This window comes from Pseudomonas sp. FW305-3-2-15-C-LB1, from assembly GCF_058787615.1.
Genome location: NZ_JBYSZX010000013.1, coordinates 64,206 through 89,419, shown reverse-complemented (window position 1 = coordinate 89,419; position 25,214 = coordinate 64,206). Strand labels below are relative to the sequence as shown.

Sequence of the window (25,214 nt, the reverse complement as noted above, 5' to 3'; positions counted from 1 at the left end):
GCTATGAGGCTGTCGGACAGCCGATCGCTTTGGTGTATCACAGCCGCTCTCATCTTTGTTGTAGGGCTTCATGGCTATCTCATTGTCGACGGGTTAATTCGCGGTGTGGCGATTTCTTACAGTCGCGTGGGGCCTTCCATCACCTACACGCTTGTAGGGCAGCCGAAGCTGTTCTGGTTCACGATCATCTGGAACGTAGTATGTGAAGCCGTATTCATTGCTCTGACCCTTGGTATGGCTTGGGCCGCCAGGGCGATGTCTAAAAACGAGCGCCCCAAAAAACGTTGATATCCAGGCACCATCGCTACTCCTGCAACTGCAACGCCCGCTGCTTGAGCTTGCGCTTTTGCTCGAACGGCAGCTTCTCATCATCCCCATACGGCGCGCTGTACCAGTTGCCATAGGTCGGGTTGGGCAACAAGAACCAGCGTTGCCCCAACCAGTTCACATAGGGCTCCACCGCCTTGCGCTGATCCGCGAGGGTGTTGTGGTCGGCCTGCACGAAATCCCCCAGGGAATCCCCGGCCATCAATAACACGCGGGCATGGGCGGCGACCCATTGGCGGCGGCAGTTCTTGCCGTAGCCGGCGCTTTCGCAGTGGCCGGTGGGGGTGCTGGCGGCCAGGACCTGTTGGTCGCTTTCAACCGGGAAACCGCGCAGGCGCAGGTTCTTCACCGTGGCGGCGACCTGGCTGTGTTCGCGGTTGGTCAGGTAATACACCTTGATGCCTTTTTGCCGGGCTGCCTGCAGGAACGCCACGGCACCGGGCAAGGCCTGGGCCCTGGCCTGGTCGACCCAGGTGTTCCAACGGTCGTAGGAATAGACCTGGTTGTTGACCACATCGCGGGCGTTGAGCGGTACGTTGTCCAGCAGGGTTTCGTCGATATCGACCACCACCGCCGGCGGTAACCCGTTCAGGTTGCGCGGGGGAAAGGGCAGGGCATCCCAGGTGGGATCGGCCAACGCCACGTCAAGTTGACGGGTGGCATTGGCGAAGAGCTGGCGGTAAATCAACTCATGCTCGATGGAGGTCTGGGTCCAGAGCACGGCATCGAGTTGGTCATTGGCCGGCGGCGTTTGTTGGCAGCCCGCCAGCAGAAGCAGGCTGGCGAAGATCAGGTTGCGCATGGGCAGTCTCGCAAGTGAGGGGTGAATGGGCAGCACGTTAGCGTAATCACGGGCGCCATACAGGCATGATGTGTTCATCAATCGCCCAGTGGGGTTGGCGAGGTCGCAGGCATATGCCACCCACCCATCGCACATGGCTGGCGTGATCCAGCCAGTTGGCGTCACCGTTCAACACGGCCTGCCCCAGCGCAGTCAACGCCAGCACCTGGCGTGGCCATTCCAGGTGCGTCTCGGTGGCGGTCAGTAAAGGGTTGTCGCCATCGATCAGCGGTCGCAACAGCGCATGAAACATCATGTCCCCCAGGAACGGCAGGGGTTCACGCTTGGCCATCAGTTCGGCGAACACCCGACCGAATGGCGTTGGCCCGTTTTCGGCGAGGTACGTCAGGGCCAGGCGCTCGGTCAGCGACAGGCCGTCGTGCAGGCCGGGCAATTCCTGTAATTGACGCAACAACGCCGGGGCAAGCAACGGCAAGGCGGTGTGGCTGTCGTGGGCTATTTGCGCCCATCTGACTGGCGAGCTGTCGCAGTACGCCGACCAGGCCTGTTTGGCCAGTTGCACGGCGTCCTCCTCGAGCAAGCGCCGTTGCGGCCATAGCCACGCCAATACATCCGGCGCCAGTTGGCCGATGCCGATAAAACGCTGCACGCCGGGAATGCGGTCCACCTCGATGAGCTCCAGTTTGTGCGGCACCTGTTCAAGACCGGCGAGTGCGCGGATCAGGAACAGCTGGTCATAGGCATCCGCTTCGCACCACAGCACACTGTGGTCGGCGCTGGCCAATGCGTCGAGGTGGTCATATTCAACGTCGACGCGACGAGCTGCATCGGCGTCATCGATGGCGAAGGCCTGGCTGATAAAGGCACTGCGCAGGGCGCGGAACGCCTGGCGGGGCAAATCGCGGACCGGGCCCATGCACAGCGGGTCGGCGAGCATCCGGAACTGCCCTTTGAACCCTGCCAGTTGCAGGCTGTGGGCAATGTCATTGCCGCAGCGCCAATGGGTGGTACGGGCTTCATCGCTGGCGGTGAAGTCGGGGTGGCGGGCGGCGAAGTCGATGGCATCGATATGGGCCTTGAGCTTTGGCCAACTGCTGAAACCCAGCTGCCTGGCGATTTCCCATTGGGCCAGGGACAGGGTAGCGTTCGGGTTTTCGGCTTTCAGGCGTGGCAGCAGTTCCTTGGCACGCTTGCGCTGTTGCTCAAGGTTGAGACGGCCATCGGTGTTGAGTGGTTGGGACATACGATCTCCTTGCACAAACCTTTTCCGCTTCAAGGTGGGGAGTCGTAGAAAAAGAGGGTGTTGCAGTGTCCTGGGCGCAGCCCTTTCCGCGGAAGGTGGCGTAGAGAGCGCCAGGCGGGAAATATAGGCAGTGCCGCGCTCGTTTGCAAATCAGTGTTGCGCGTCTGGCGTGTGATCAACCCAATGGGTCTTGATCCCCTTCGCCCACGCCACTGTGTAGAAACAGCTCAGCAATACAATCCCCCACTGTTCGGCATTGATGGATGACCAGAACCAGAACGGCTGGCCCGCCATGCCGAACAGGCAGGCGTAGCGGCGCACTTTCAAGCGTTTGCTTTGGCTGAACCAGATGGCAACGACGCCGAGGGCGGCGATCATGATTTGGGCAATCACGGGGGGCTCCTTGAATGGGAAAAGGCAGCCTTGGCGCAAGGCTGCCAAGGCATTACTTGTCCTTGCGCGCATCCATGGTCTTTTGATGCTCAGCCAAAAACGGCTGCTCCGCCGGATCAAAGCGGTCGATCCCGGCGGTAAAGCGATGCCAGTATGGGTATAACGGCTGGCGGCGCGTCACGGCTTCGATGCGTGAAGCTTGTTCCTGGGTCAGTGCCAACTCAGTCGCCGCGAGGTTGTCGCGCAGGTGCTCTTCGGTGCGGGCGCCGACGATCAGCGACGTGATGCCCGGCCGGTCCTTGAGCCACGCCAGGCATGTGCGGGCTACCGAGACGCCGTGTTCGTCACCGACGCCGGCAAGGGTTTCGATGATGTCGAGCGCACGCTCCTGATCGTGCACATAGGGTTCCGGCCAACCGCTGCCCTGGCGGGTGTTGGCGGGCGGCTTGTGACCCCGACGGGTAGACCCGGTCAACAGGCCTTCGCCCATCGGGCCCCACACCAGTGTGCCCACCGACTGGTCCAGCGCCAGTGGCAGCAGTTCGTACTCGGCCTCGCGGGATTCCGGGGTGTAGTAGATCTGCTGGGTGACAGGTTTGAGCATGCCGTGCAGTTCGGCCTTGCCCAGGGTTTTCATCATCTGCCAGGCGGTGAAATTGCTGGTGCCGAAGTAGCGTATTTTCCCCGAACCTACCAACAGCCGCAGCGCTTCGAGGGTTTCCTCGATGGGGGTCATACCGTCCCAGTTGTGCAGTTGATAGAGGTCGATATGGTCGGTGCCCAAGCGTTTCAGGCTGGCTTCGCACGCGCGAATCAGATGGTAGCGCGAAGAACCGGAGTTGTTGGGGTTGTTGTCCACCGGGCTGCGGCCCTTGGTGGCCAGCAGGATATCGTTGCGTTTGGCGCCCAAGGCTTTGCCGACGACTTCCTCGGCCAGGCCGTGGGAATAGAGGTCGGCGGTGTCGACCATGTTCACACCCGCGTCGAACGCGATATCGAACATGCGTTTGGCCTGGGGTACATCCACCGATCCGCATTGCTCAAACTCGGCGCGACCGCCGAAGGGCACGGTGCCCAGGATGATTTCAGATACCAGCAGGCCGGAATGGCCCAGTTGTCGGTATTGCATGTCGCCTCCTCGGTAACGTTGAATCTAAAGCTCTGAGCCACACCGGATGCGATAGTTTGAATTTTTTGCATGAAATCCTGGCGAGTGTGCCTCACCATTGCATCATCCGGATTGAGAGGAACACCGCGTCCATGAGCGCACTGATTGAAACCCGCGCCCTCACGCGCCTGGACGAGCGTCGCCAGGTGCCGTTGCTCCAGCCCACCGATTTCAGCCTGCAGGCCGGCGACCGGGTGTCGATCACCGGCTCATCCGGCTCCGGCAAAAGCGTATTCCTGCGCGCACTGGCGCTGCTGGATGCGCCCTCGTCCGGGCAGATCCTGTGGAACGGCGAGCCGATCGGCAACGCGCAGATTCCTCACTACCGCTGCCATATCAGCTACCTCTCTCAACGTCCGGCGCTGCTCGACGGTACGGTGGAAGACAACCTGCGTTTTCCCTACAGCCTCAAGACCTCGCGCAAGCGCAGCTTCGACCTGGCGACGGTGACCGCACTGCTGGGCCACGCCGGCAAGACGCCGGACTTTCTGGCCAAACACGCCGCCGACCTCTCAGGCGGTGAGTCCCAGGTGGTCTCGCTGATCCGCACCCTGCAACTCAACCCCGAAGTGCTGCTGCTGGACGAGCCCACCGCCGCCCTCGATCCCACCTCGTCCCGCGAAGTGGAAGCGCTGATCGACGCCTGGTTTGCCGGGGACAGTTCCCGTGCCTGCATCTGGGTCTCCCACGACCTGGACCAGGCCCGGCGCATGAGTGACATCCACTTGCAGATGAGCGCCGGTGTACTGAGCGGAGTGGCCCAGCCATGAATTACCAGAACCTCACCGCGCTGGACATGGGCATTGCCGCCTCGCTGATCCTGATCAATGGCGCGCTGTCGCTGCTGTTGCGCCTGGGCCTGGGCCGCCAATTGCTGTGGGCGGCGGTGCGCACGGTGGTGCAACTGCTGGCCATCGGTTACCTGTTGGGCTGGGTCTTCGAGTTCGCCTATTGGTACGTGGTGCTGCCGCTGATGTGCGCCATGACCCTGATCGCCGGTCTCTCCGCCGCCGGGCGAGGACGGCGGACTTACCGGGGCCAGCGGGTCGACAGCATCCTGTCGGTGTGGGGCAGCTCATGGCTGGTCACCGCCGTGGGGCTGTTTGCGGTGATCCGCATCCACCCCTGGTACGAGCCGCAGTACGCGATCCCGATCCTTGGCATGATCCTCGGCAACACCCTGACTGGGGTCTCCCTGGGTATCGAACGCATGACCCAGGAACTGACCTCGGGGCGCAACACCATCGAAATGATCCTGGCCCTCGGCGGCTCACGCTGGGAGGCCGCGCAGGACGCCATCCGCCAGGCGGTGCGCGCCGGGATGATCCCGACGCTGAACCAGATGACGGTGGTCGGCATCGTCAGCCTGCCCGGCATGATGACCGGGCAAGTGCTGGCGGGAGAAAGCCCGGTGGACGCGGTGCGCTATCAGATCGTGATCATGTTCCTGATTGCCGCGTCGTCGGCGTTGGGTACGGTGGGGGCAGTGTTGCTCACTTACCAGCGGTTGTTTTCTGCGAGCCATCGGTTTTTGCGCGACAGACTCGAGGAACGCTGAGCGGTATTGTTTCACTGGGTGAAATGCTCGATTGTAGAGCGTGGGGATTCCAACGTCAGGGGCCGGCGGTAGAGCATGTGCGGCGTTGCCATCCCATTCTCTTGGAGCCTTTCATGATCAAACTCTATGGTTTTCCGTTGTCCGGCCACTCTCATCGGGTCGAGCTGATGTTGTCCCTGCTGGGCTTGCCCACGGAATTTATCCTGGTGGATCTCAAGCAAGGCGCCCATAAGTCCTCGGACTATCTGGCCACGATCAACAGCTTCGGCCAGGTGCCGGCGATTGATGACAACGGCGTGGTGTTGGCCGACTCCAATGCGATCCTGGTCTACCTGGCCAACACCTACGGCAAGGGCCAGTGGCTGCCGGGTGATGCTGTGGGGCAGGCGCGGGTGCAGCGCTGGCTCTCGGCCGCCGCCGGTCAACTGCACGTCGGGCCCGCGTCGGCGCGGTTGGCCACGGTGTTTGGCGCGGACATCGATACCTGCGTCGCCATTGCCCGTTCCCACGCCTTGCTGAAACTGATGGAGACGCAACTGAGCCAAAACCGCTTCCTGGCCGGCGAGCAACCGACCATCGCCGATGTCGCTTTCTACACCTACACCGCCCATGCGCCGGAAGGCAATGTGTCCCTGGCCGACTACCCTCAGGTGCGTGCCTGGCTCGCCAGCATCGAAGCGCTGCCGGGATTTGTCGGCATGCCACGCACAGCTGTGGGCTTGCAATCCCACTAACGCGAACCCCGGTTGTGGTCAGTGAGCCTGTTGTGGCAAGCGAGCTTGCCACAGGGGAATAGCAATATGCAGTTGCTCGAGAGGAGTGCCGATGGACCGATTTCATGAAATGCAGGTGTTCCTGGCGGTGGCCGAGGAGGAGGGTTTTGCCGCCGCCGCACGCCGCCTGAACACCTCGCCACCCAGCGTGACCCGGGCCATCGCCGCCATGGAGGAACGTATCGGCACCCAACTGCTGGCGCGCACCACCCGCAGCGTGCACCTGACCGAAGCCGGCCAGCGTTACCTGGAGGATTGCCGGCGTATCCTGGCAGACCTCGATGAAGCCGAAGAAGCGGCGGCCGGCAGTTACTCCATCCCCTGCGGCCACCTGACGGTCACGGCGCCAGTGCTGTTTGGCGAGCTGTATGTGGCGCCGGTGCTGGGGGAGTACCTGGACCGCTTTCCGTTGGTGAACATCAATGCCTTGCTCGTCGACCGCGTGGTCAATCTGGTCGACGAAGGCGTCGATGTCGCGGTGCGTATCGGTCATCTGCATGAGCCGGGCCAGCAGGCGATCAAGGTCGGCGAAGTGCACCGGGTCGTCTGTGCAGCGCCAGCCTATCTCGACCAGCACGGGCGACCGGAGCACCCGTCGCAGTTGCGTGAGGCCAAGATCGTCACGTCATCGTCGAGCCAGCTGGTGAGTGGCTGGGAGTTTGTCGACGCCGGCCAACCCTTGACCGTGCCCATCGAACCGCGCCTGGTCGTTACGGCAAACAATGCCGCGATCAACCTGGCGCGCCTGGGCTGGGGCATGACGCGGGTGCTGTCCTACCAGGTCGCAACGGCGGTGGCAGCGGGCGAGTTGGAGATCGTCCTTCAAGCGTATGAGGCCGAGCCGTTGCCGATCCAGGTGGTGTTCCAGAAAAGCGGCCGCGTGCCGGCCAAGGTCAACACCTTTGTCGACTTTCTCAGCCATCGCCTGGGCCAGGACGCCGCCCTGAACCCTGCGATGAAACGGCGCGGTTGATGGAGCGCTATCGCGATATGCAGTTGTTCGCCGCACTGGCCGGACACTCGAGCCTGGCCGGCGCAGCGCGCAGTGCGCAGGTGTCCGGGCCGACCCTGGTCCGTGCGGTGGCCCGCCTGGAAGCGCGCCTGCGCGTGCCATTGCTTGAACGCAGCACGCAGGGCGTGAGCCTGACCGACGCCGGCAACGCGTACCTGGCCGATTGCGTGCGCCTGCTCGCCGCCGTGGACGCCGCCGAAGCCTCGGCCAAAGGCTTGCATGTGCAGGCCCAGGGCAACCTGCGGGTGTTTTTGCCCTTTCTGTTCAGCGCTCATGTGATGGCGCCGGTCTTGGCCGACTACCTGGACCGTTATCCCGAGGTGAGCCTCGCGGCGCACTACCACGACTATTATCCCAACCTGCACGAAGAAGGGCTGGACGTGGCGATTCTCGTCGGTGAGTTGCCCGACTCGTCGTTGATCGCGCGGCCGGTGGGGCAGGTGCTGCATATCCTTTGCGCCAGCCCCGGTTATCTGGCGATTCACGGTGAGCCTCAACGCCCGGACGACCTCCAGCACCATCGGCTGATCGCCACTGCCGACCAGGTGCATTGGGATTTCCAGGGCTACCCACTCAAGGCCCGTGCGCGCCTGGGCTGCGCCACGGTGCAGGGCGCGATCAATGCGGCGGTGCATGGGGCGGGGGTGATTCGCTGCCTGAGTTACCCGGTTCACGAGCATGTGCAGAGCGGGCAATTGCGTCGCCTGTTGCCGGGTTTTGAACAGCCACCATTGCCCGTGCACGTGGTGTACCGCGAAGGCCGCAACGCACCGATGCGCGTGCGCAGCTTTGTCGACCACTGCGTGGCGGCGCTGCGTGAACACCCGGCATTTCAACTGGCGTAACAGTGGATTGCCTGGCGTGGTGATTCCCTCGGTGGCGGGCAGGGCGCAGCATCGGGCTATCCAACATGAGGTGCTTGCCATGAACCTGATCGAACCATCGCCCTGGCATGCCGGCGAACGGCACATGCAACAAGCAGTGGGGGTCGCCGAGCGCATGGCCGTGGTCGGGCCCAAGGTGATCCGTGATCATTTGCCCGAACAGCATCGGGATTTCTACCCTTTGTTGCCGTACCTGATGCTGGGTGTGGTGGACGAGCAAGGCATTCCCTGGGCGACGCTGCTTGAAGGTGCCCCGGGCTTTGCCCACTCGCCGGACCCGCAGACCTTGCAGGTCGACAGTCTGCCGTCGGCCAACGACCCGGCTCGCAACGGCTTGCGTGAGGGGGCATCCATCGGCCTGCTGGGCATCGACCTCAACACCCGCCGCCGCAATCGCATGAACGGGCATATCGGTGCGCTTGATCACGAAGGCTTTTCGGTCGACGTGGTGCACACGTTCGGCAACTGCCCCAAGTACATCCAATTGCGGCCGGTGGATGCCATCGCACGCAAACCCGGCAGCGTGGCCGAACGTTCCAGCAGCCTGGATGACGCGGCCCAAGCGCTGATCCGCAATGCCGACACCTTCTTCGTCGCCAGCTACGTCGAGGTGGACGGCCAGCGCTCGGTGGACGTTTCCCATCGTGGCGGCAATACGGGTTTTGTGCGGGTCGAAGGCAACGTGCTGACCATCCCCGACTTTGCCGGCAACCTGTTCTTCAACACCCTGGGCAATCTGCAGGTGAACCCGGTGGCGGGGTTGTTATTCATCGATTTTGAATCGGGGGATGTGCTGCAGGTGGCCGGGCGCACTTCACTGATCCTCGACGGCCCGCAAGTGGCGCTGTTCGAGGGCGCCCAGCGCTTGTGGACCGTCACCGTAGAGCATGTCGTACGGCGCCCGGCGGCGTTGGCGTTGCGGTGGCAGTTCGCGGAGTTTTCGCCGTTCAGTCTGGCGATGGGGAGTTGGTAGCCAGCACCCCTCGATGATCCCGATATGTTGCGGGATGTTGAACCGCCGGATTGAACAATTGCTTTGGTGGGTTTTCTGTGGCGAGCGGGCTTGCCCCGCGTTGGGGCGCGAAGCGGCCCCAGGTTCGGAAGAGTGCGGTGTGTCAGGTAATCCTCGGCGCCTGGTTTTGGGGCTGCTTCGCAGCCCAACGCGGGGCAAGCCCGCTCGCCACAGTTGCAGTGTCCGCCCCAATTGGGAGGGTATCAGCCAGATATGGCCGGTTTTCAAAGGCCTTGAAAGAGCTGACCCTCAGTACCGAATCATCACCGACTTGAGCTCGGTGTAATCCTCGATGAATGCACTGCCAAACTCCCGGCCAACCCCCGAAGACCGACTGCCCCCAAACGGCACGGCCGGGTCGAGCAGTGTGTGCATATTCACCCACAATGTGCCGGCCTTGATCGCCGGCACCATGCGCAGGGCCTTGCCCAAGTCGTTGGTCCACAGGCTGGCGCTGAGGCCGTAGGGGCCGTTGTTCATCAGCGCGAGCAGCTCCTCTTCACTGTCGTAGGGCAGGAAGGTCGCGATGGGGCCGAAGGTTTCTTCGTTGAGCAGGGTGTCGTTGATGCTGTTGGCGAGGATCACCGTGGGCTCGACGTAGCAGCCGGGGCGGTCGATGAGTTTGCCGCCGTGGATGATCCGGTTGTTTTCGGCGCGGGCCTGGCTGAAATAGCCGAGCAGCTTGAGTTGGTGCTGATGGTGGGTGACCGGACCGAATTCGGTGCTTTCGTCCAGCGGCGAACCGATGGTGAGGCGGCTGAGGCGCTGGCTGAGTGTGTCCAGCACCGCGTCGATCTGCGAACGGTGCACGAAGAAACGTTCGGCCGCTGCGCAGATTTGCCCGGCGTGCAAAAAGCCGGCTTCGATGATGCCGTCCACCGCCTTGTCCACCTCCACGTCGCGCAGGAACCCGGCGGCGTTCTTGCCGCCCAGTTCCAGGGTCGCACGGGTGAGGCCGGCGCCCATGGCACTGCGGCCCACGGCGATGCCGGTGGGCACCGAACCGGTGAAGGACACCTTGTGCGTGCCGGGGTGTTCCACCAGGCCTTTGCCGACATGGCCGCCGCCTGTCAACACGTTGAGCACACCCGCCGGCAACCCCGCTTCGATGGCCAGCTCGGCGATGCGCAGGATCGTCAGCGGCGTGAATTCGCTGGGCTTGATGATAATGCTGCAGCCGGTCACCAGTGCCGAGGCGAGTTTCCAGATGGCGATCATGGTCGAGAAATTCCACGGCACGATGCCCACCACCACGCCCACCGGTTCGCGCAGGGTGAACGCGGTGTAGCGTTCGCCATTGAACGAAGGCAGCGACGGGGTGAGCGTCTGGCCGCTGATCTTGGTCGCCCAGCCTGCGTAGTAACGCAGGAAGTGCGCCGCCTGGTCGACCTCGAACGCGCGGGCAATCTGGATGACCTTGCCGGACTGACAGGTCTCGATCTGCGCCAGTTCTTCGCGGTTGCGCTCCAGCAGGTCGGCGAGTTTGTGCAGCACATTGCCGCGTGTCGCCGGCGCAGCCTGGGACCACAGTTCAAAGCCCCGGTTGGCGGAGTCCACCGCTGCATCGATATCCGCCAGGTCGGCCTCCGCCACGTGGGCGATCACTTCACCGGTGGCCGGGTTGGTCACCGCCAGCGTCTGGCTGGAATGGCCGTGGACGTTGACGCCGTCGATGAACAGCCCATGGGGGCGACGTAAAAACGCTTCGACGTGAGGCAACAGCGGGATATCACTCATGGCGGGTTCCTGGCAGTTCACAAAAGAAAACCCGAGGGTATCCAAGCCGCCCGCGCCTGGCTTGACTGTGCCTGCCAGGCGTCATGCCTGTGGCTGCCGCGCCTGTGAAAAGTACAACCTTGCCTGTGGAACGTGCATTTTCCACGCGCCCGACCCGTTCGATACTGGCCCTGCATCCAGCGCTGCTCCTCGACTTGGAGCGGCTGCCGGACTTCCAATAATAAGCAGGGCCGTCCATGAAAAAGCCAAATCCGCTCCTCGAAGACCTCAAGCCCCTCCTGCCCCAGATTGCGGCAAATGCCACGCGTGCCGAACAGCAACGCCAGGTGCCGGATGAGAACATCGCCTTGCTCAAAAGCATCGGCCTGCACCGTGCCTTTCAACCCAAGGCCTTTGGTGGCCTGGAACTGTCGCTGCCCGAGTTCGCCGACTGCATCGCCTTGCTCGCCGGCAGCTGTGCCAGCACCGCCTGGGCCATGAGCCTGCTGTGCACCCACAGCCACCAACTGGCGCTGTTTTCGGCCCGGTTGCAGCAGGAAATCTGGGGCGAAAACCCGGATGCCACCGCCAGCAGCAGTATTGCGCCGTTCGGGCGCGTGGTGGAGGGCGAAGGCGGTGTGCACTTCAGCGGTGAAATGGGCTGGAGCACTGGCTGTGACCATGGCGAGTGGGCGATTGTCGGCTGCCGCCGACAGAACGCCGAAGGCACCCAGGATTACTGCTTTGCCGTGCTGCCGCGCAGTGACTACCAGATCCGCGATGACTGGTTCGCCGCCGGCATGAAGGGCAGCGGCACCAAGACCCTGGTCATCGACAATGCCTGGGTGCCCGAGCACCGGATCCAGAAGGCCAAGGACATGATGGAGGGCAAGTCCGCAGGTTTTGGCCTCTACCCCGACAGCCAGATTTTCTACGCGCCGTACCGGCCGTATTTCGCCAGTGGTTTTTCCACCGTCAGCCTTGGCGTGGCCGAGCGCATGCTGGAGGTGTTCCGCGAAAAAACCAAAACTCGCGTGCGCGCCTACACCGGTGCCGCCGTGGGCGCGGCAACGCCGGCGTTGATGCGCCTGGCCGAGTCCACCCACCAGGTGGCCGCTGCCCGTGCGTTCCTTGAAAAGACCTGGCAGGACCACGCCGAACACAGCGCCGCCCAGCGTTACCCGAGCCGCGAAACCCTGGCCTTCTGGCGTACCAACCAGGCCTACGCCACCAAGATGTGCATCGAGGCAGTGGACCGCCTGTTCGCCGCCGCCGGTGGCAATGCCTGGTTCGAACACAACGAAATGCAGCGCCTGTTCCGTGATTCCCATATGACCGGCGCCCATGCCTACACCGACTACGACGTCTGCGCGCAGATCCTCGGCCGTGAGCTGATGGGCCTGGAGCCGGACCCGAGCATGGTGTGACCCGTTCTTCCACTACAACAATCAGGGCGTCCGCTCGAGGGCGCCCGGGAGTCTTGCATGCCTGACAACAGCCTTTTCGACCCACGGGCCTTTCGCCGCGCGCTGGGCAACTTCGCCACTGGCGTGACCGTGGTCACCGCCGCCACCGCGTCCGGGCGCAAGGTGGGCGTGACCGCCAACAGTTTCAACTCGGTGTCCCTCGACCCGCCACTGGTGCTGTGGAGCATCGATAAACGCTCCAACAGCCACGAAGTGTTCGAGGAGGCCAGTCACTTCGCAGTGAATGTGCTGGCGGCGGATCAGGTGCACCTGTCCAACAACTTTGCGCGCCCGCGTGAAGACCGCTTCGCCCTGATCGAGTACGAACCGGGGGAGGGCGGTTCACCGGTGTTCGCCGATTGTTCGGCACGGTTCCACTGCGAGAAATACCAGCAGGTGGACGGTGGCGACCACTGGATCATGATCGGCAAGGTGGTGGCCTTCGATGATTTCGGGCGTGCGCCGCTGTTGTATCACCAGGGCGCCTATGCCAAGGTCCAGGCGCTGCGTCCCTGCGCGCCCGAGACGGTTCAGAACGGTACGGCGACCACCAACTGACTGTAGACATTGGTGCCGTTGCCACCGACCTGGTTGCCACCGGTCTCTGCATCCTTGTCGGGTGTGTAGAGACCCAGCAGCGGCGTGATGATCAGGTGCTCGTTCACCGCCCACTCGGCGTACAGGTCCAGCTCGCGACCGTCCAGGTTCAACTGGCCACGGGTGCTGACGGTCTTGTAGTCGAAGAACAGCGCACCCAGGGTGAGGTTCTCCAGCGGCTTGACCTTGAGCGCCAGGTGTTGCACGGAGGTGTTGGTGTTGTACGGGCCGGAGTAGTTGCCTGCCACTTCGCCCTGCACCCAGGTGCCGTAGCCACGGTTGAAACCGGCGAACATTGCATCCCAGTTCTTTGAATAGCGCGCGTAGCGGTAGGTCAGGTCCGGCGACCAGGGCAGGTCGACGAAGGTGTAGCCGCCTTCGGCGTAGCCGGCATTTTCCTGGCTGTCGCGGCGGTCCTGGCGCGCCAGTTCAAAGGCGAAGTGCGCGTTGTCGATACCGGCATTGCCGGCGCCGCGCAGGCTGTACAGGTTCATGCCTTTGCGCTGGCGCTGCACGTCGCTGGCGAAGCGCTCGTCCACATCGATCCCATGAATATACGTGATCCCCAGGGTGCCCGGCGCGGCGCTGTACTCCAGGGTGCCGGCGGCCATTTCGGTCATGGCCTGGGCGGGGTTGTCGGACTTGATCCACATCAGGCTGCCATGCACGCCGTCCTTGCCGCCGAGGCGGATCACCGCGGTCTTGTCGACGGCATGGCGCGCGGCGATGTAGTAGGCGCCACCACGATTGAACTCGCCGTCACCCACGCCCTTGCCGAGATTGGGGCCATCGTCGTTGATCAGGAAACCGTCGCCCAGCATGATGATCTGCCGGCCGAACGACAGGTCCACGCCGTCCTTGCCCAAGGCCGGGAACAGCTCGCCCGAGCGCCAGCCGGCGAAGGCTTCATCGAACTTGGTGGTGCGCTCCTTGCCTGTGGTGACCCCGGAGGCATCGCCATCGCCCCAGGTGCCGGAACTCACCAGGTTGGCCGTGCCATACACGCCACCAAGGCGGCCCAGGCTCTGGTCGACGCTCAGGCCGTACTTGATGAAGGCTTCGCGCCAAGTGGAACCGCCGCTGCGCCCATCGTAGTTCTTCGGGCTGTTGAACATCCCGTACACGGCGAGGAAGTTGCCGGTGACGTGGGTGTCGGCATCGGCGTACAGCTCGACCGCCTGGGCCTGGCCCACCAGCAACGCAATCCCCAGGCCGACCGCCTGGCGCAGGCCGCGATTTTTCAGTGTGTGCTCCATTGTTATTGTCCCCAGCTTGGTTAAGAGTGAGGGCGCATTAGGGCGAGTGACGGGGGCCTGAGTCTTTTCTCTGCGTGCCAGGGAATTGACCCTGGCCGCCACGCCGCCCGCTGTGGCAGGGAGCAACAAAAGCGGCGGCAGACAGGGGCAAGACGAGCAATTGGAGTGGGGCGCAGAGTACCGACACATTAAAAAAACCGTCTTCGAGGACCCCACCATGTCGATCAACGACCGACTCACCGCGCACCTCAACCGGGGCACGGTAGGTTTCCCCACCGCCTTGGCCAGCACCATTGGCCTGATCATGGCCAGCCCGGTGATTCTCACCGCCACCATGGGGTTTGGCATCGGCGGCAGTGCGTTCGCCCTGGCAATGCTGATCGCCGTGGTGATGATGCTGGCCCAGGCCACCACCTTTGCCGAGGCGGCGTCGATCCTGCCCACCACCGGCTCGGTGTACGACTACATCAATTGCGGCATGGGGCGGTTTTTCGCGATCACCGGCACCTTGTCGGCGTACCTGATCGTGCATGTATTTGCCGGCACCGCCGAAACCATCCTGTCCGGGGTCATGGCCCTGGTGAACTTCGAGCATCTCAACACCCTGGCGGAATCGGCGGGTGGCTCGTGGTTGCTCGGCGTGGGCTTTGTGATCGTCTTTGGCGTGCTGAACGCGTTTGGCGTCAGTGCTTTTGGCCGAGCGGAAATCATCCTCACCTTCGGCATGTGGATCACCCTGATGGTGTTCGGCGTGCTCGGCTTGATCGCCGCGCCCGCCGTGCAGTTGGACGGCTGGTTCGGCGAGTCGCTGGTAGGCACCGACCTGATCACCGTGCTGTCGCTGGTGGGCATGGCGATGTTCATGTTTGTCGGTTGCGAGTTCGTCACGCCCCTGGCGCCGGACCTGCGCCAATCGGCCAAGGTGATGCCGCGCGCAATGATGCTGGGGCTGATGGGCGTGGCCACCTGCATGTTCATCTATGGTGGGGCGATGAAACGCCAGGTGGAAAACGTGGTGCTCGACGCCACGTCAGGCGTGCACCTGCTGGACACGCCCATGGCCATCCCCAGGTTCGCCGAGCAGGTGATGGGGCAGATCGGCCCGCTGTGGCTGGGCATCGGTTTTCTGTTTGCCGGCGCGGCCACCATCAACACCCTGATGGCCGGTGTGCCACGGATCCTCTACGGCATGGCGGTGGACGGCGCGTTGCCCAAGGTTTTCACCTACCTGCACCCACGCTTCAAGACGCCGCTGCTGTGCATCCTGGTGGCGATGCTGATTCCCTGCCTGCACGCGTTGTACCTGGGGGGCAACACCGACAACATCATGCACCTGGTGCTGGCGGCGGTGTGTGCGTGGAGCTTTGCCTATCTGCTGGTGACGATCTCGGTGGTGAGCCTGCGTATCCGTCGGCCGGACTTGCCACGGGCCTATCGTTCGCCGTGGTTTCCGCTGCCGCAGATCGTGTCGAGCATCGGGATCCTGCTGGGCATGTGGTTCATCACGCCTCCGGGCATGAACCCGGCAGACATCTATGTGCCGTTTGGCGTGATGCTGGCGGGCACGGCGGCGTATGCGCTGTTCTGGACCCTGGTGGTGCAGAAGGTCAACCCCTTCAAGCCGGCCTCCGTGGAGGAAGTATTGGCAAAGGAGTTCAGTAACCAACCGGAGCAGGCTGATGACGGTTATGGCGACTTTGCGGCAAAGACTGTTTGAGCTGTGGCGTGCCGATCGTGCGCCATCGGGATATCGACCGGGGGTGACCCTGGCGCACCTGCGGCGCAACCTTGGGCTGGCAACGCTTGAAGTGGACGGCGTGGGGTTCGAGATTGTCGAGCGCACCGAATCGCAATGGTTGATGCATCTGGTGCTGACCGAGTTTGTCCTGTGCGTACCGGCAGCAACGGGGGGCACGGCGAGCTTCGCGGTGCACCATGGCGGCGCGATCCGGCGCCATGGAATTCGGGTGCGGCGCCGTGCCGGCAACCAGGCGCTGGGGCGTGAGTTGCAGGCACGCTTGCTGGCCGACGAGGCCTTGTTCCAGGCGCTGATGCCGCTGGATTTCAAGCGTCTGCGCATCGAGCTGCACGACCGGCAATGGTGCGTGCGCCTGGAGCATATGGGGGGCAGCGAGGTGGTCAATCGTCTGCCGGCGTTTCGGCGTTATATCGTCCTGAGCCCGGTGCAGCGCAGTCATTTGCTCGCGGCGCTGGTCGGGTTGAATCGGGTGTTGTCGGAGCTCTGATTGGCATCATTAGTGCTTGCGCAATGGGTACACAGGTTGTTGTTGCGTGCATATAGATAACATGTTAACTATTGCATCAGAACAACAAAAAGAAGCCATTGCGGAGACACCCCATGAGCATCCCACAGCATGCACACGACGGGCTGGACACTTGGAACCGCGAGCTGCGCGCGGCGTGCGGTTATTTCGAGACGGAACTGGCGTTCAACCGCTCGCTGTTCATCGGCGAGATCCGGGACTTGCCGCGCGGCGTGGCCATCCTGCGCACCAATGCCGGGCTGATCAAACGCCCGGCGCACCACGCCGACCATGACAACGACCAGGACTGTTTCCTGGTCAGCCAACGCAGCGGCTATTCGCAGATCGCGCAGAACGGCCAGACCCTGCACCTGGCGCCTGGCGAGATGTTGTTGATGGACTCGGTGGGCTCCATCGAAATCACCCCCTTCGGTTTGATCGAACACGCCTCGTTGTCACTCTCGCGCCCGCAGGTGTGCAAGCACCTGGGCGGCGACGCACGGGCTTTCGCCAAGATCTCCTCGACCAAAGCCTGCGGACGCATGCTGCATGTGCTGATGGATCAACTGTGCAAGGACGACACCGCAGACGGCGCGGGTGAAGTGGAGGCGCTGCAAATGGCCTTCGTGTCACTGCTGGGTTCGGCCCTGGAGCAGGGCGACGAGTGTCGCGAGGGCCTGGCAGCGTTGCAGGGCAGTAACCTGCGCAGCTATGTGCAGAAGGTCATCGATGAATCCCTGAGCCAGCCGGGGCTCAGCCCGATCGGTCTGGCCAACCGGCTGAATATCTCGGTGCGCCACCTGTACCGTCTGTTCGAAGAACAGGACGACAGCGTGTGCCGCTACATCCAGCGTGCGCGGCTCAAGCGCAGCGCGGATGACCTGACCAACCCGTGCCTGCGCAGCGAGTCGATCACCTCGATTGCCTATAAGTGGGGCTTTACCGACTCGGCGCACTTCAGCCGGTCGTTCAAGAAGCAGTTCGAGGTGTCGCCGAAGGATTTCCGCTCAAGCCGGATGCAGGCGGTGGGGGCATAAACGGGATCTTCAAAACAAAGGAGATCAAATGTGGGAGGGGGCTTGCCCCCGATAGCGGTGGTTCAGCCAAGCCTGTGGTGACTGACACACTGTTATCGGGGTAAGCCCCCTCCCACATTCAGACCGTGCGCGGCTCAGTCATCGGGGTACTCCGTGCGGTTGAGCACCTGGCAATACGAGCTGATGGGGAAGTTCGACAGCGCATCGAAGGATGCACCGGCATAGCCGAAAATCTTGCCGTCGCTGCGGTGCTGCTGCAGGTCGATCAGCACCAGGCCGAGGGTCGGTACGATCTTCTCCTGCCATACGAACAGGTACAGCTGGTCGGCGATCTTGTAGTAATGGCAGCGGTCGGTGTCGCACAGGCCTTGCTCCACGCCTTTGAGGCATTGCCAGGCGTAGAAGCGCTCGTTGAGGTAGATGTGCTCGTAGACTTCGCTGGGGCTGTAGCGGTATTGGTTGCGCAGGCCCACCAGTTCGGCGGTGGGCGCATGCAGGCAGTGGCCGGCCTGCCACGGGCGGTCGAGACTGCCGTGGAGGAAGTCGACCTCCACCGAGCTCAGCGGCTTGCCGGCCAGGGCGCGGTGGTAGAGGCCTTCGTGGGTCTGGGCCTGATCCGGCAGGCGCCCGATCACGGCAGTGAACGAGGCGTTCGGTGTGTCCAGCACCAGGCTGATCGACCAGCTATGCCCGGCCTCGTGCTTGATGAAGTCCACCAGGTACAGGCCCGGGCGAATCGAGGTGGCGCGGTAAGGCGCGTTGCCGCTGGAGTGGCCATCGGCGGCGCGCCAGGCCAGGCGGTCCTGCTCGAAACGGTGTTCGATCTGCCAGCCATTGGCGAAGTACAAGGTGAAGGCCTGGCCCGCCAGCTCGGCCAGGTTGGGCAGGATAAAGGCGTCCGGGGCGAAACCGTCAGCCAGTGCGCCTACGGTGATCCAGTCGGGAGAACTTGTCATGCCAACCCCTCCCTTACACGACGGCGAAGTAATGTTTGACGAAGCTTTCGCTGAGCACTTCCCACAACACCGGCGTGCCCTTGGTCACGAACCAGCTGTCACCGGCCTTGTAGCGCGTGGACTGGCCGGTGGATTCGTCGGTGAGCAGCACTTCGCCGGTGACCACCGTGGCCTGCTCGGCGAACGGGTAGACCATGCGGAACTTGCCCTGGGTGGTGCCGAAGTAAGCGCTGCTGACCGGGTCGGTGGGCGCGCCGAAGGTCATCTTGCCGAAAGCACGCACTTGGCCTTCGAGGATCTCGGAGCCGAGGTCGGCCACGGTGCCCCAAGGGTCGAGTTCCGAGAGTTGGACGTTATGCTTGAGGGTGGTAAGGGGCATGACAGTTCTCCAGTTGAGTAAATAATGCGGTTAGCGGCGCCCGTTCCAGTAACCGGAAAGCTGGTGCCAGGATTTGCCCGCCGTCAGCAGCAAGGGGCGGATCGCGTCCTTTCCGATGATGGTCGGGCGATGAATCGAGCTGACCAGGTCGTAGCGCGCCGAGCCTTCGCTCATGCCTTCGGCCAGGACCTTGCAGATGATGTGGCTCGGGGTCACGCCAAAACCGGAATAGCCCTGCACGAAAAACGCGTTGCTGCGCCCCGGCAAGGTGCCGATCTGCGGGAACAGGTTGGGGCTGCACGCCATGGGGCCGCCCCAGGCCAGGTCGATTTTCACGTCCTTGAGGTAGGGGAAAATCTTCAGCATCAGTCGACGGTTCCAGGCCTTGAGGTCACCGGGAATATGCTCTACCAAGGGTGTGGCCGCGCCGAACAACAGGCGGTTTTCCTGGGTGACGCGGTAGTAATCGATCACCGGGCGAATATCGCTGTAGGCCCCGCGAATTGGGCTGATGCGCTGGATAAGCTCCTCTGACAACGGCTCGGTCATCATCTGGAACGCGTAGGTGTTGATGGTCGAACGGTGCAGCTCCGGCTCCAGCTTGTTGAGGAAACTGTCGCAGGCCCACAGCAGCTTGCTCGCGCGCACCGAGCCACGGCCGGTGCGCACGGTGATGCGTTCGCCGTAGCTGACTTCCAGCGCCGGGCTGTTCTCGAAAATCCGCACGCCATGACCGGCCAGCGCGGTGGCTTCGCCCAGCAGCAGGTTGAGCGAATGCACATGTCCGCCGCCCATGTGCAGCAGGGCACTGCTGTAGGCCTTGGAGCCGATGATCTGTTGCACGTCGGCGCCGCCGAGAAAGCGGATTTCGTGCTGGCTGTTGATCGACTTGAAGTCCTTTTCCCAGGCGCGCAGGGTTTTTTCCTGGCGGGCATTGAAGCCCATGTAGCCGTAGCCGTGGCAGAAGTCTGCGTCGATGTTGTACTTGGCGATGCGGTTCTTGATGATGTCTGCGCCCAGGTCGCTGATCTCGAACACCTGGCGCAGGCCGTCTTCGCCCACGTCCTTCTTGATCTTCTCCAGGTCATGGCCGATACCGGCCATGATCTGCCCGCCGTTGCGGCCGGTGCCGCCGAACCCCAGGTAGCGCGCTTCAAGCACCACGATGTTGGTGATGCCTTTTTCCGCCAGTTCCAGGGCCGTGTTGATGCCGGAAAAACCGCCGCCGATCACCACAACGTCGGCGTCGATGTCCTGTTCCAGGGTGGGGAAGCTCAGGTTGTATTTCTTGGTGGCGGTGTAATACGTAGGGGTTTCGATGTTGATCATGGCGCAGCCTGAAAAAGTGAAGGAAGGCTCTGAAGCGGATGCCTCCATTAGGGGCCATGGCAGGATGGAAGTCTTGACCCTGCGTGCCCAGGCATTTGATTCAGCGCGCCATGGGCGGTGCGCTCGACAAGTTATAGCGCGCTCGCCGGCAGGGAATGTTAGAGTTTCGTTAAATTATTAACTAAATACTTCGTGACCCTGATCCCTATGTCCAAACCTCGACAATCCCTGACCCTGGCCTTGCTGCAAGCCCGCGAAGCCGCCATGAGTTTTTTCCGTCCGTCCCTGAATGAACACGGCCTGACCGAACAGCAATGGCGGATCATCCGCATCCTCGAGCAATACGGTGAACTGGAGATTTACCAGTTGGCGGAACTGGCCTGCATCCTCAAGCCGAGCATGACCGGCGTGCTGGTGCGCATGGAAACCGCCGGCATGGTGCACCGGCGCAAGGCCGAGCAGGACCAGCGCCGGGTACTGGTGACGTTGGCTGACAAGGGCAAGGCCAGCTTCGAGTCGATGAGCCAGTGCATGGAGGCCAACTACCAGCGGTTGCAGGATCAGTTTGGCGAAGAGAAGTTGCAGACCCTGCTGGGTCTGCTGGATGACTTGAAGAACATCAACCGCTGAGGTAACAGCTGAGTCCCCACCGAGCAAAATGTGGGAGGGGCTTGCCCCCGATGGCGGTGTGTCAGTCACCAGATGTTTGGCTGAACCACTGCTATCGGGGCCAGCCCCCTCCCACATAAGATCTCAGTAGACGCCACTACTGTGGCCGGCCGTGGGCGTGCCTTTGAATTTCCCCGCCAGCGCCTGCAACCCACGCATCAATACAGTGGTATCCACGCCCACCGCGACAAAGGTCGCGCCCAGCTCAATGTAGCGCCGCGCCAGGTTTTCATCTGCGCTGAGTATCCCCGCCGCCTTGCCCGACTGCACGATGCGTGTGATCGCATCCTCGATCGCCGCCTGCACATCCGCATGCCCGGGATTGCCCCGGTGCCCCAGCGACGCACTCAAATCCGCCGGGCCGATAAACACACCGTCCACGCCCTCGACGGCGGCAATTTCATCCAGGTTCGCCAGGCCTTCGCGGTTTTCGATCTGCACCAGCAGACACATCTGTTCGTCCGCCTGATCCAGGTAGCCGGGGATGCTGTTCCAGCGCGACGCCCGCGCCAGGGCACTGCCGACACCGCGCAGGCCCTGGGGCGGGTACCGCATGGCACGCACCAGGTCACGAGCCTGGGCGGCGCTTTCCACCATGGGCACCAGCAGCGTCTGGGCGCCGATATCCAGCAGTTGCTTGATCAATGCGCTGTCGCCGATGACCGGGCGGATCAGTGCCTGGCTGGGGTAGGGCGCGATGGCCTGCAACTGGCCGAGCATGCCGTGCAGGTGATTGGGCGCGTGTTCGCCGTCGATCAGCAGCCAGTCGAAACCGGCATTGGCGGCCAACTCTGCGCAATAGGCGTCGGCCAGGCCGAGCCACAGGCCAATTTGCACCTCGCCACTGTGCAAGCGTTGTTTGAAGCGGTTGATGGGCAGGTCCATGGCAATCCTCCAGGGTTCAGATGAAGCGGCAGGCAATCGACCCAAGCAGGTCGTAGTCGACATGGAACGTATCGCCAGGGCGGGCCGCGACCGGTCGGGTGAAGGAGCCGCCGAGGATCACTTGCCCCGGCAGCAGGGTCACGTCATACGGCGCCAGTTTGTTCGCCAGCCAGGCCACGCCTTTGGCCGGGTGGTTGAGCACCGCCGCCGACACGCCGGACTCTTCGATCACGCCATTGCGGTACAGCACCGCCGGCACCTTGCGCAGGTCGATCTCGGTCGGCCGCACGGCACGGCCACCCAGCACCACGCCGGCGTTGGCGGCGTTGTCGGAGATGGTGTCGAAGACCTTGCGCGTCGCGTTGGTCTGCGGGTCTACCTGCTGGATGCGCGCGTCGATGATCTCCAACGCGGGGATCACCCACTCGGTGGCGTCGAGCACATCGAACACCGTGCAGTTGGGCCCCTTGAGCGGTTTGCCGAGGATAAACGCCAGCTCCACTTCCACTCGCGGCACGATGAAGCGTTCGAAGGGAATGTCGCTGCCTTCGTCGAAAAACATGTCATCGAGCAGGGCGCCGTAGTCGGGCTCGGTGATGTTCGACGAGACCTGCATGGCCCGTGAGGTGAGACCGATCTTGTGGCCTTTGAGAGTGCGCCCGCCCTTGATCTTCAGTGCGACCCAGGCGCGCTGGATGGTGTAGGCATCTTCGATCGTGATATTCGGATAGTCGAGGGAAAACTGGCGCACTTGTTCGCGGCTGCGTTCGGCGCGGTCCAGGCGGAGGGCGGCATCAAGGATCTGCTGGGAGTCGAGCATGGCAACGGTCTCTAGTCTGGGTTGACGATGGCGGCGTGGGTGCGCAGCACCAGCAGGCCGCCGAGGGCGATGAACAAGGCAAGTACGTACAGCGCCAGGCTGGCGCTCTGGGTGGCGTCGCGCATCCAGCCGATCAGGTACGGCGCGAGGAACGCGGCGACGCTGCCGAAGGAGCTGATCATGGCAATGCCGGCGGCCTGGGTGGTGGTGGATAGATACGCCGGTGGCAGTTGCCAGAACATCGGCAGGGCGGCACTGGCGCCCATGCCGGCAACCACCAGCCCGCCCATCACCAACAGCGGATTGCCCGGCGCCAGGCCGGCCACGGCGATCCCGACCGCCGCCATCAGCAGTGGCACGCACAGGTGCCAGCGGCGTTCGCGATGGCGGTCGGAGGAACGCCCGCAGCCAATCATGAAGAAGCACCCGGCCAGGTAGGGCACGGCGCTGAGCAGGCCGACCTGGCTGTCGCGGCCGATGCCGGCGCCGTGGATCAGGGTGGGCATCCAGAACGCCAGGGTGTTCACTGCCAGCATCACGGCGAAGTACACCGCTACCAGTAGCCATACCTGCGGGTCGCGCAGGATGGCGCCGAACGAGGTGATGGTCTTGCGCTGTTCCTCGCTGCGCAGTTGGTCGCGCAACTGGTGTTTTTGCTCGGCGGTCAGCCAGTGCACCGCGTCGAAGCCGTCCGGCAGCCACTTGAGCACCACCAGCCCCAGCAGCACCACGGGCAGGCCTTCGATCAGGAACATCCACTGCCAGCCACGCATCCCGCCGACATCGTGGAAGTGTTCGAGGATCGCCCCGGACAACGGCCCGCCCAACACCCCGGCCATGGGCACCGCGATGGCGAACAACGCGGTGACCTGGCCGCGGCGGCGAGCCGGGTACCAGCGGTTGAGAAACACCAGGATGCCCGGGAAAAAACCGGCCTCGGCCACCCCCAGCAAAAAGCGCAGCACATAGAAACCACGGGCGCTCTCCACCCACAGCATGCCGGTGGACAACAGGCCCCACACCACCATCAGGCTGGCGATCCAGCGCCTGGGGCCGACGCGGTCCAGGGCCATGTTGCTCGGCACGCCGAACAGCGCATAGGCGATGAAAAACAGCCCGGCGCCGAAGCCGTAGACCGTGTCGCTGAACTGCAGGTCGCTGCTCATCTGCATCTTGGCGAAGCCGATATTGATGCGGTCCAAGTGGGCGAACAGGTAACACACCAGCAACAGCGGCAGCAGGCGCCACGTCACTGAACGATGGGTACGGTCGTGCTCGGCCAGCACGCGGCTGGCGGTGGAGTGGGCTGTGCTCATGATGTTGTACTTTTTGTCTGAGAGGCCGTGAGGAGAGCAGCGGGTTTTACCCCGCCGGGTTGTTCAGGAACGCATGCACATTGTTCTGCTTGAAATTGAGTTGCGGGTGCAGCTCGACCATCTCGAATGACAGCGCCAGCAAACGTTGCGCCTGCAACTCGGCAAAGTGCGCGGTGATCACCGCGAACACCGTTTCGGCCACTGCCTGGCGCGTGGCCAGGTCGCGGCCATGGCCGACCTTGAGGGTCATGTGCACAAAGGCGTAGTCGTGCTTGCCATCGGCCATGCGCCAGGTGTCCAGGCGTACGCCACGGCTGCGAATACCCCCGAGGGGGAACACGCCACTGTCGCCCAGCACGCGGTGGATTTTTTCAAACAGACCGGGCAGGTCGGCCTGTGGTTCGAGGTTGTCGGTGTACTCGGCGATAAAGTGCGGCATGGGGTGCTCCCGGTTCTACAGGGGGAAAATCGCATTGACCTGGCCGGTGCCCGAACTGCCGAACGGCGGCGTGACGATCTCGGCGGGCCTGGCGTAATCCGGCCCACCGAGCAGCCCCAGGAGCATCGCGGTGTCGTGCATCTTGCCTTCGCCGAAGCAGTGCTCGGCGTAGTCCGGCAGCATCGCGCAGAACTCCTTGAAGCGGCCCTGCTTCCACATCTCCACTACGTGCAGGTCCACTTGCTTGTCGAACTCGCGGGTCCAGGTGTGGATATTCGCCTCCGCCTGGCGGTCGTCCGAGAAACGGTGCGACAAGGAGCCTGAGGCCAGCACCAGCACCTTGCGGTCACTCTTTTCGATTGCCCGGCGTACGGCGGCACCGAATGCGAAGCTGTCTTCGAGGCGGTGCCAGGCGCACCAGGCGGCGATGGAAATGACCTTGAATTTCTCATCCTCCGGCACGTCCATGTGCATGTAGCGCATGGGCACCAGCGTGCCGTATTCCAGCTCCAGGCTCGGGATGTCATGGGCCATGCTGCGCACGCCGGCCAGGTTGGCCTCGGCGGCGATCAACGCGCCCAGCTCGGGGCAGCCGGGGTAGGCGTATTCCATGTTCTTGATGAAGTGCGGCAGCTCGTTGCTGGTGTAGGTGCCCTGGAACCGCTCGCCGCAATTGACGTGGTAACCGCTGTTGACCAGCCAGTGCACGTCGAACACCACCGCCGTGTCGGCGCCCAATTCGCGGGCGCGCCGGCCGATCTCCTTGTGACCGGCAATCGCCGCTTCGCGACAGCCGTGATGCTTGCCGGGCAGTTCCGACAGGTACATCGACGGCACGTGGCAGATCTTCGCCGCCAGGACCACTTCGCCCATGATGATTCTCCAGGTTCATTATTGTTGTTGGAGCGCCTTG

26 protein-coding genes and 1 pseudogene are annotated in these 25,214 nt (G+C 63.2%); 13 read left to right on the top strand and 14 right to left on the bottom strand.

Going from position 1 to position 25,214, the window contains the following annotated elements; translation table 11 throughout:
• Positions 1–3 precede the first annotated feature (3 nt).
• On the top strand, positions 4–288 hold the full coding sequence (locus tag AC3WP7_RS22570; protein ID WP_092244463.1) for a hypothetical protein: 285 nt from the start codon (positions 4–6) through the stop codon (positions 286–288).
• Positions 289–304: 16 nt separating this feature from the next.
• On the opposite strand, the gene AC3WP7_RS22565 is transcribed toward AC3WP7_RS22570, so the two are convergent.
• The 4 genes from AC3WP7_RS22565 to AC3WP7_RS22550 form a co-directional block, all read right to left on the bottom strand.
• Complete coding sequence (locus AC3WP7_RS22565) at positions 305–1,129, bottom strand: 5'-nucleotidase, lipoprotein e(P4) family (protein WP_102592878.1); 825 nt, start codon at positions 1,127–1,129, stop codon at positions 305–307.
• 46 nt (positions 1,130–1,175) lie between these two features.
• A complete protein-coding gene (locus AC3WP7_RS22560) occupies positions 1,176–2,372 on the bottom strand; it encodes a DUF1835 domain-containing protein (RefSeq protein WP_093513034.1) in 1,197 nt (398 codons plus the stop codon).
• 150 nt (positions 2,373–2,522) lie between these two features.
• A complete protein-coding gene (locus AC3WP7_RS22555) occupies positions 2,523–2,765 on the bottom strand; it encodes a hypothetical protein (protein WP_058426121.1) in 243 nt (80 codons plus the stop codon).
• A 52-nt stretch (positions 2,766–2,817) separates the two neighbouring features.
• Positions 2,818–3,894 carry an aldo/keto reductase gene (locus tag AC3WP7_RS22550; RefSeq protein WP_102592879.1) on the bottom strand — a complete coding sequence of 359 codons (1,077 nt, stop codon included), beginning with the start codon at positions 3,892–3,894 and terminating at the stop codon, positions 2,818–2,820.
• 131 nt (positions 3,895–4,025) lie between these two features.
• Here AC3WP7_RS22550 and AC3WP7_RS22545 point away from each other — a divergent pair, with 131 nt between their 5' ends.
• The 6 genes from AC3WP7_RS22545 to AC3WP7_RS22520 all read left to right on the top strand — a co-directional run bounded on the left by AC3WP7_RS22545 (position 4,026) and on the right by AC3WP7_RS22520 (position 9,133).
• A complete protein-coding gene (locus tag AC3WP7_RS22545) occupies positions 4,026–4,703 on the top strand; it encodes an ABC transporter ATP-binding protein (protein WP_102592880.1) in 678 nt (225 codons plus the stop codon).
• Entirely contained in the window at positions 4,700–5,491 is a 792-nt protein-coding gene (locus AC3WP7_RS22540; protein WP_071492141.1) for an ABC transporter permease, read from the top strand. The genes AC3WP7_RS22545 and AC3WP7_RS22540 overlap by 4 nt, the downstream gene beginning before the upstream one ends.
• A 113-nt stretch (positions 5,492–5,604) precedes the next feature.
• The gene (locus AC3WP7_RS22535) at positions 5,605–6,225 is read left to right on the top strand and encodes a glutathione S-transferase family protein (RefSeq protein ID WP_092244478.1); all 621 of its coding nucleotides are present in this window, start codon (positions 5,605–5,607) and stop codon (positions 6,223–6,225) included.
• 91 nt (positions 6,226–6,316) lie between these two features.
• Positions 6,317–7,237 carry a LysR family transcriptional regulator gene (locus AC3WP7_RS22530; RefSeq protein WP_102592881.1) on the top strand — a complete coding sequence of 307 codons (921 nt, stop codon included), beginning with the start codon at positions 6,317–6,319 and terminating at the stop codon, positions 7,235–7,237.
• The gene (locus AC3WP7_RS22525) at positions 7,237–8,121 is read left to right on the top strand and encodes a LysR family transcriptional regulator (protein WP_102592882.1); all 885 of its coding nucleotides are present in this window, start codon (positions 7,237–7,239) and stop codon (positions 8,119–8,121) included. The genes AC3WP7_RS22530 and AC3WP7_RS22525 overlap by 1 nt, the downstream gene beginning before the upstream one ends.
• A 79-nt stretch (positions 8,122–8,200) precedes the next feature.
• The gene (locus AC3WP7_RS22520) at positions 8,201–9,133 is read left to right on the top strand and encodes a pyridoxamine 5'-phosphate oxidase family protein (protein ID WP_102592883.1); all 933 of its coding nucleotides are present in this window, start codon (positions 8,201–8,203) and stop codon (positions 9,131–9,133) included.
• Positions 9,134–9,421: 288 nt separating this feature from the next.
• Here the strand turns inward: AC3WP7_RS22520 and AC3WP7_RS22515 are convergent, their stop codons facing one another.
• Positions 9,422–10,909 carry an aldehyde dehydrogenase family protein gene (locus tag AC3WP7_RS22515; protein ID WP_102592884.1) on the bottom strand — a complete coding sequence of 496 codons (1,488 nt, stop codon included), beginning with the start codon at positions 10,907–10,909 and terminating at the stop codon, positions 9,422–9,424.
• A 236-nt stretch (positions 10,910–11,145) separates the two neighbouring features.
• On the opposite strand from AC3WP7_RS22515, the gene AC3WP7_RS22510 reads away from it, so the two are divergent.
• Both AC3WP7_RS22510 and AC3WP7_RS22505 read left to right on the top strand, forming a co-directional pair.
• The gene (locus tag AC3WP7_RS22510) at positions 11,146–12,315 is read left to right on the top strand and encodes a p-hydroxyphenylacetate 3-hydroxylase oxygenase component (RefSeq protein WP_102592885.1); all 1,170 of its coding nucleotides are present in this window, start codon (positions 11,146–11,148) and stop codon (positions 12,313–12,315) included.
• Between the two features lie 57 nt (positions 12,316–12,372).
• Positions 12,373–12,852 (top strand): annotated as a pseudogene (locus AC3WP7_RS22505) (flavin reductase family protein); the annotation flags it as partial.
• Between the two features lie 32 nt (positions 12,853–12,884).
• On the opposite strand, the gene AC3WP7_RS22500 reads toward AC3WP7_RS22505, so the two are convergent.
• Positions 12,885–14,207, bottom strand: coding sequence for an alginate export family protein (locus AC3WP7_RS22500; RefSeq protein ID WP_102592887.1), 1,323 nt, complete (start codon positions 14,205–14,207; stop codon positions 12,885–12,887).
• A gap of 217 nt (positions 14,208–14,424) precedes the next feature.
• On the opposite strand from AC3WP7_RS22500, the gene AC3WP7_RS22495 reads away from it, so the two are divergent.
• From AC3WP7_RS22495 to feaR, 3 genes are all read left to right on the top strand, one after another.
• Positions 14,425–15,924 (top strand): APC family permease, encoded by a 1,500-nt coding sequence (locus AC3WP7_RS22495; RefSeq protein WP_092244502.1) that lies wholly within the window; start codon positions 14,425–14,427, stop codon positions 15,922–15,924.
• Positions 15,887–16,453: a DUF3156 family protein gene (locus tag AC3WP7_RS22490; RefSeq protein WP_102592888.1), complete on the top strand. Its 567-nt coding sequence runs from the start codon at positions 15,887–15,889 to the stop codon at positions 16,451–16,453. Before AC3WP7_RS22495 ends, AC3WP7_RS22490 begins: the two co-directional genes overlap by 38 nt.
• 113 nt (positions 16,454–16,566) lie before the next feature.
• Positions 16,567–17,508 (top strand): transcriptional regulator FeaR, encoded by a 942-nt coding sequence (feaR, locus tag AC3WP7_RS22485; protein WP_102592889.1) that lies wholly within the window; start codon positions 16,567–16,569, stop codon positions 17,506–17,508.
• Between the two features lie 134 nt (positions 17,509–17,642).
• On the opposite strand, the gene AC3WP7_RS22480 is transcribed toward feaR, so the two are convergent.
• From AC3WP7_RS22480 to AC3WP7_RS22470, 3 genes are read right to left on the bottom strand one after another with little or no spacing between them, the layout of a single operon-like run.
• The gene (locus AC3WP7_RS22480) at positions 17,643–18,464 is read right to left on the bottom strand and encodes a molybdenum cofactor biosynthesis F family protein (protein WP_093124462.1); all 822 of its coding nucleotides are present in this window, start codon (positions 18,462–18,464) and stop codon (positions 17,643–17,645) included.
• Between the two features lie 13 nt (positions 18,465–18,477).
• A complete protein-coding gene (locus AC3WP7_RS22475; protein ID WP_093124459.1) occupies positions 18,478–18,843 on the bottom strand; it encodes a cupin domain-containing protein in 366 nt (121 codons plus the stop codon).
• Between the two features lie 30 nt (positions 18,844–18,873).
• Positions 18,874–20,172, bottom strand: a complete 1,299-nt coding sequence (locus AC3WP7_RS22470) for an NAD(P)/FAD-dependent oxidoreductase (protein ID WP_093124456.1) — start codon at positions 20,170–20,172, stop codon at positions 18,874–18,876.
• A gap of 207 nt (positions 20,173–20,379) precedes the next feature.
• Between AC3WP7_RS22470 and hpaR the strand changes: the two genes are divergently transcribed.
• On the top strand, positions 20,380–20,802 hold the full coding sequence (gene hpaR, locus AC3WP7_RS22465) for a homoprotocatechuate degradation operon regulator HpaR (protein ID WP_092244522.1): 423 nt from the start codon (positions 20,380–20,382) through the stop codon (positions 20,800–20,802).
• Between the two features lie 123 nt (positions 20,803–20,925).
• Here the strand turns inward: hpaR and hpaI are convergent, their stop codons facing one another.
• From hpaI to hpaD, 5 genes are read right to left on the bottom strand one after another with little or no spacing between them, the layout of a single operon-like run.
• Positions 20,926–21,726 carry a 4-hydroxy-2-oxoheptanedioate aldolase gene (gene hpaI, locus AC3WP7_RS22460; protein WP_102592890.1) on the bottom strand — a complete coding sequence of 267 codons (801 nt, stop codon included), beginning with the start codon at positions 21,724–21,726 and terminating at the stop codon, positions 20,926–20,928.
• Between the two features lie 16 nt (positions 21,727–21,742).
• Entirely contained in the window at positions 21,743–22,546 is an 804-nt protein-coding gene (gene hpaH, locus AC3WP7_RS22455; RefSeq protein ID WP_092244528.1) for a 2-oxo-hept-4-ene-1,7-dioate hydratase, read from the bottom strand.
• 11 nt (positions 22,547–22,557) lie between these two features.
• Positions 22,558–23,862 carry an MFS transporter gene (locus tag AC3WP7_RS22450; protein WP_092244531.1) on the bottom strand — a complete coding sequence of 435 codons (1,305 nt, stop codon included), beginning with the start codon at positions 23,860–23,862 and terminating at the stop codon, positions 22,558–22,560.
• Positions 23,863–23,908: 46 nt separating this feature from the next.
• Positions 23,909–24,301: a tautomerase family protein gene (locus AC3WP7_RS22445; RefSeq protein WP_092244535.1), complete on the bottom strand. Its 393-nt coding sequence runs from the start codon at positions 24,299–24,301 to the stop codon at positions 23,909–23,911.
• A 15-nt stretch (positions 24,302–24,316) separates the two neighbouring features.
• Positions 24,317–25,174 carry a 3,4-dihydroxyphenylacetate 2,3-dioxygenase gene (gene hpaD, locus AC3WP7_RS22440; protein ID WP_093124439.1) on the bottom strand — a complete coding sequence of 286 codons (858 nt, stop codon included), beginning with the start codon at positions 25,172–25,174 and terminating at the stop codon, positions 24,317–24,319.
• Positions 25,175–25,214: the final 40 nt, after the last annotated feature.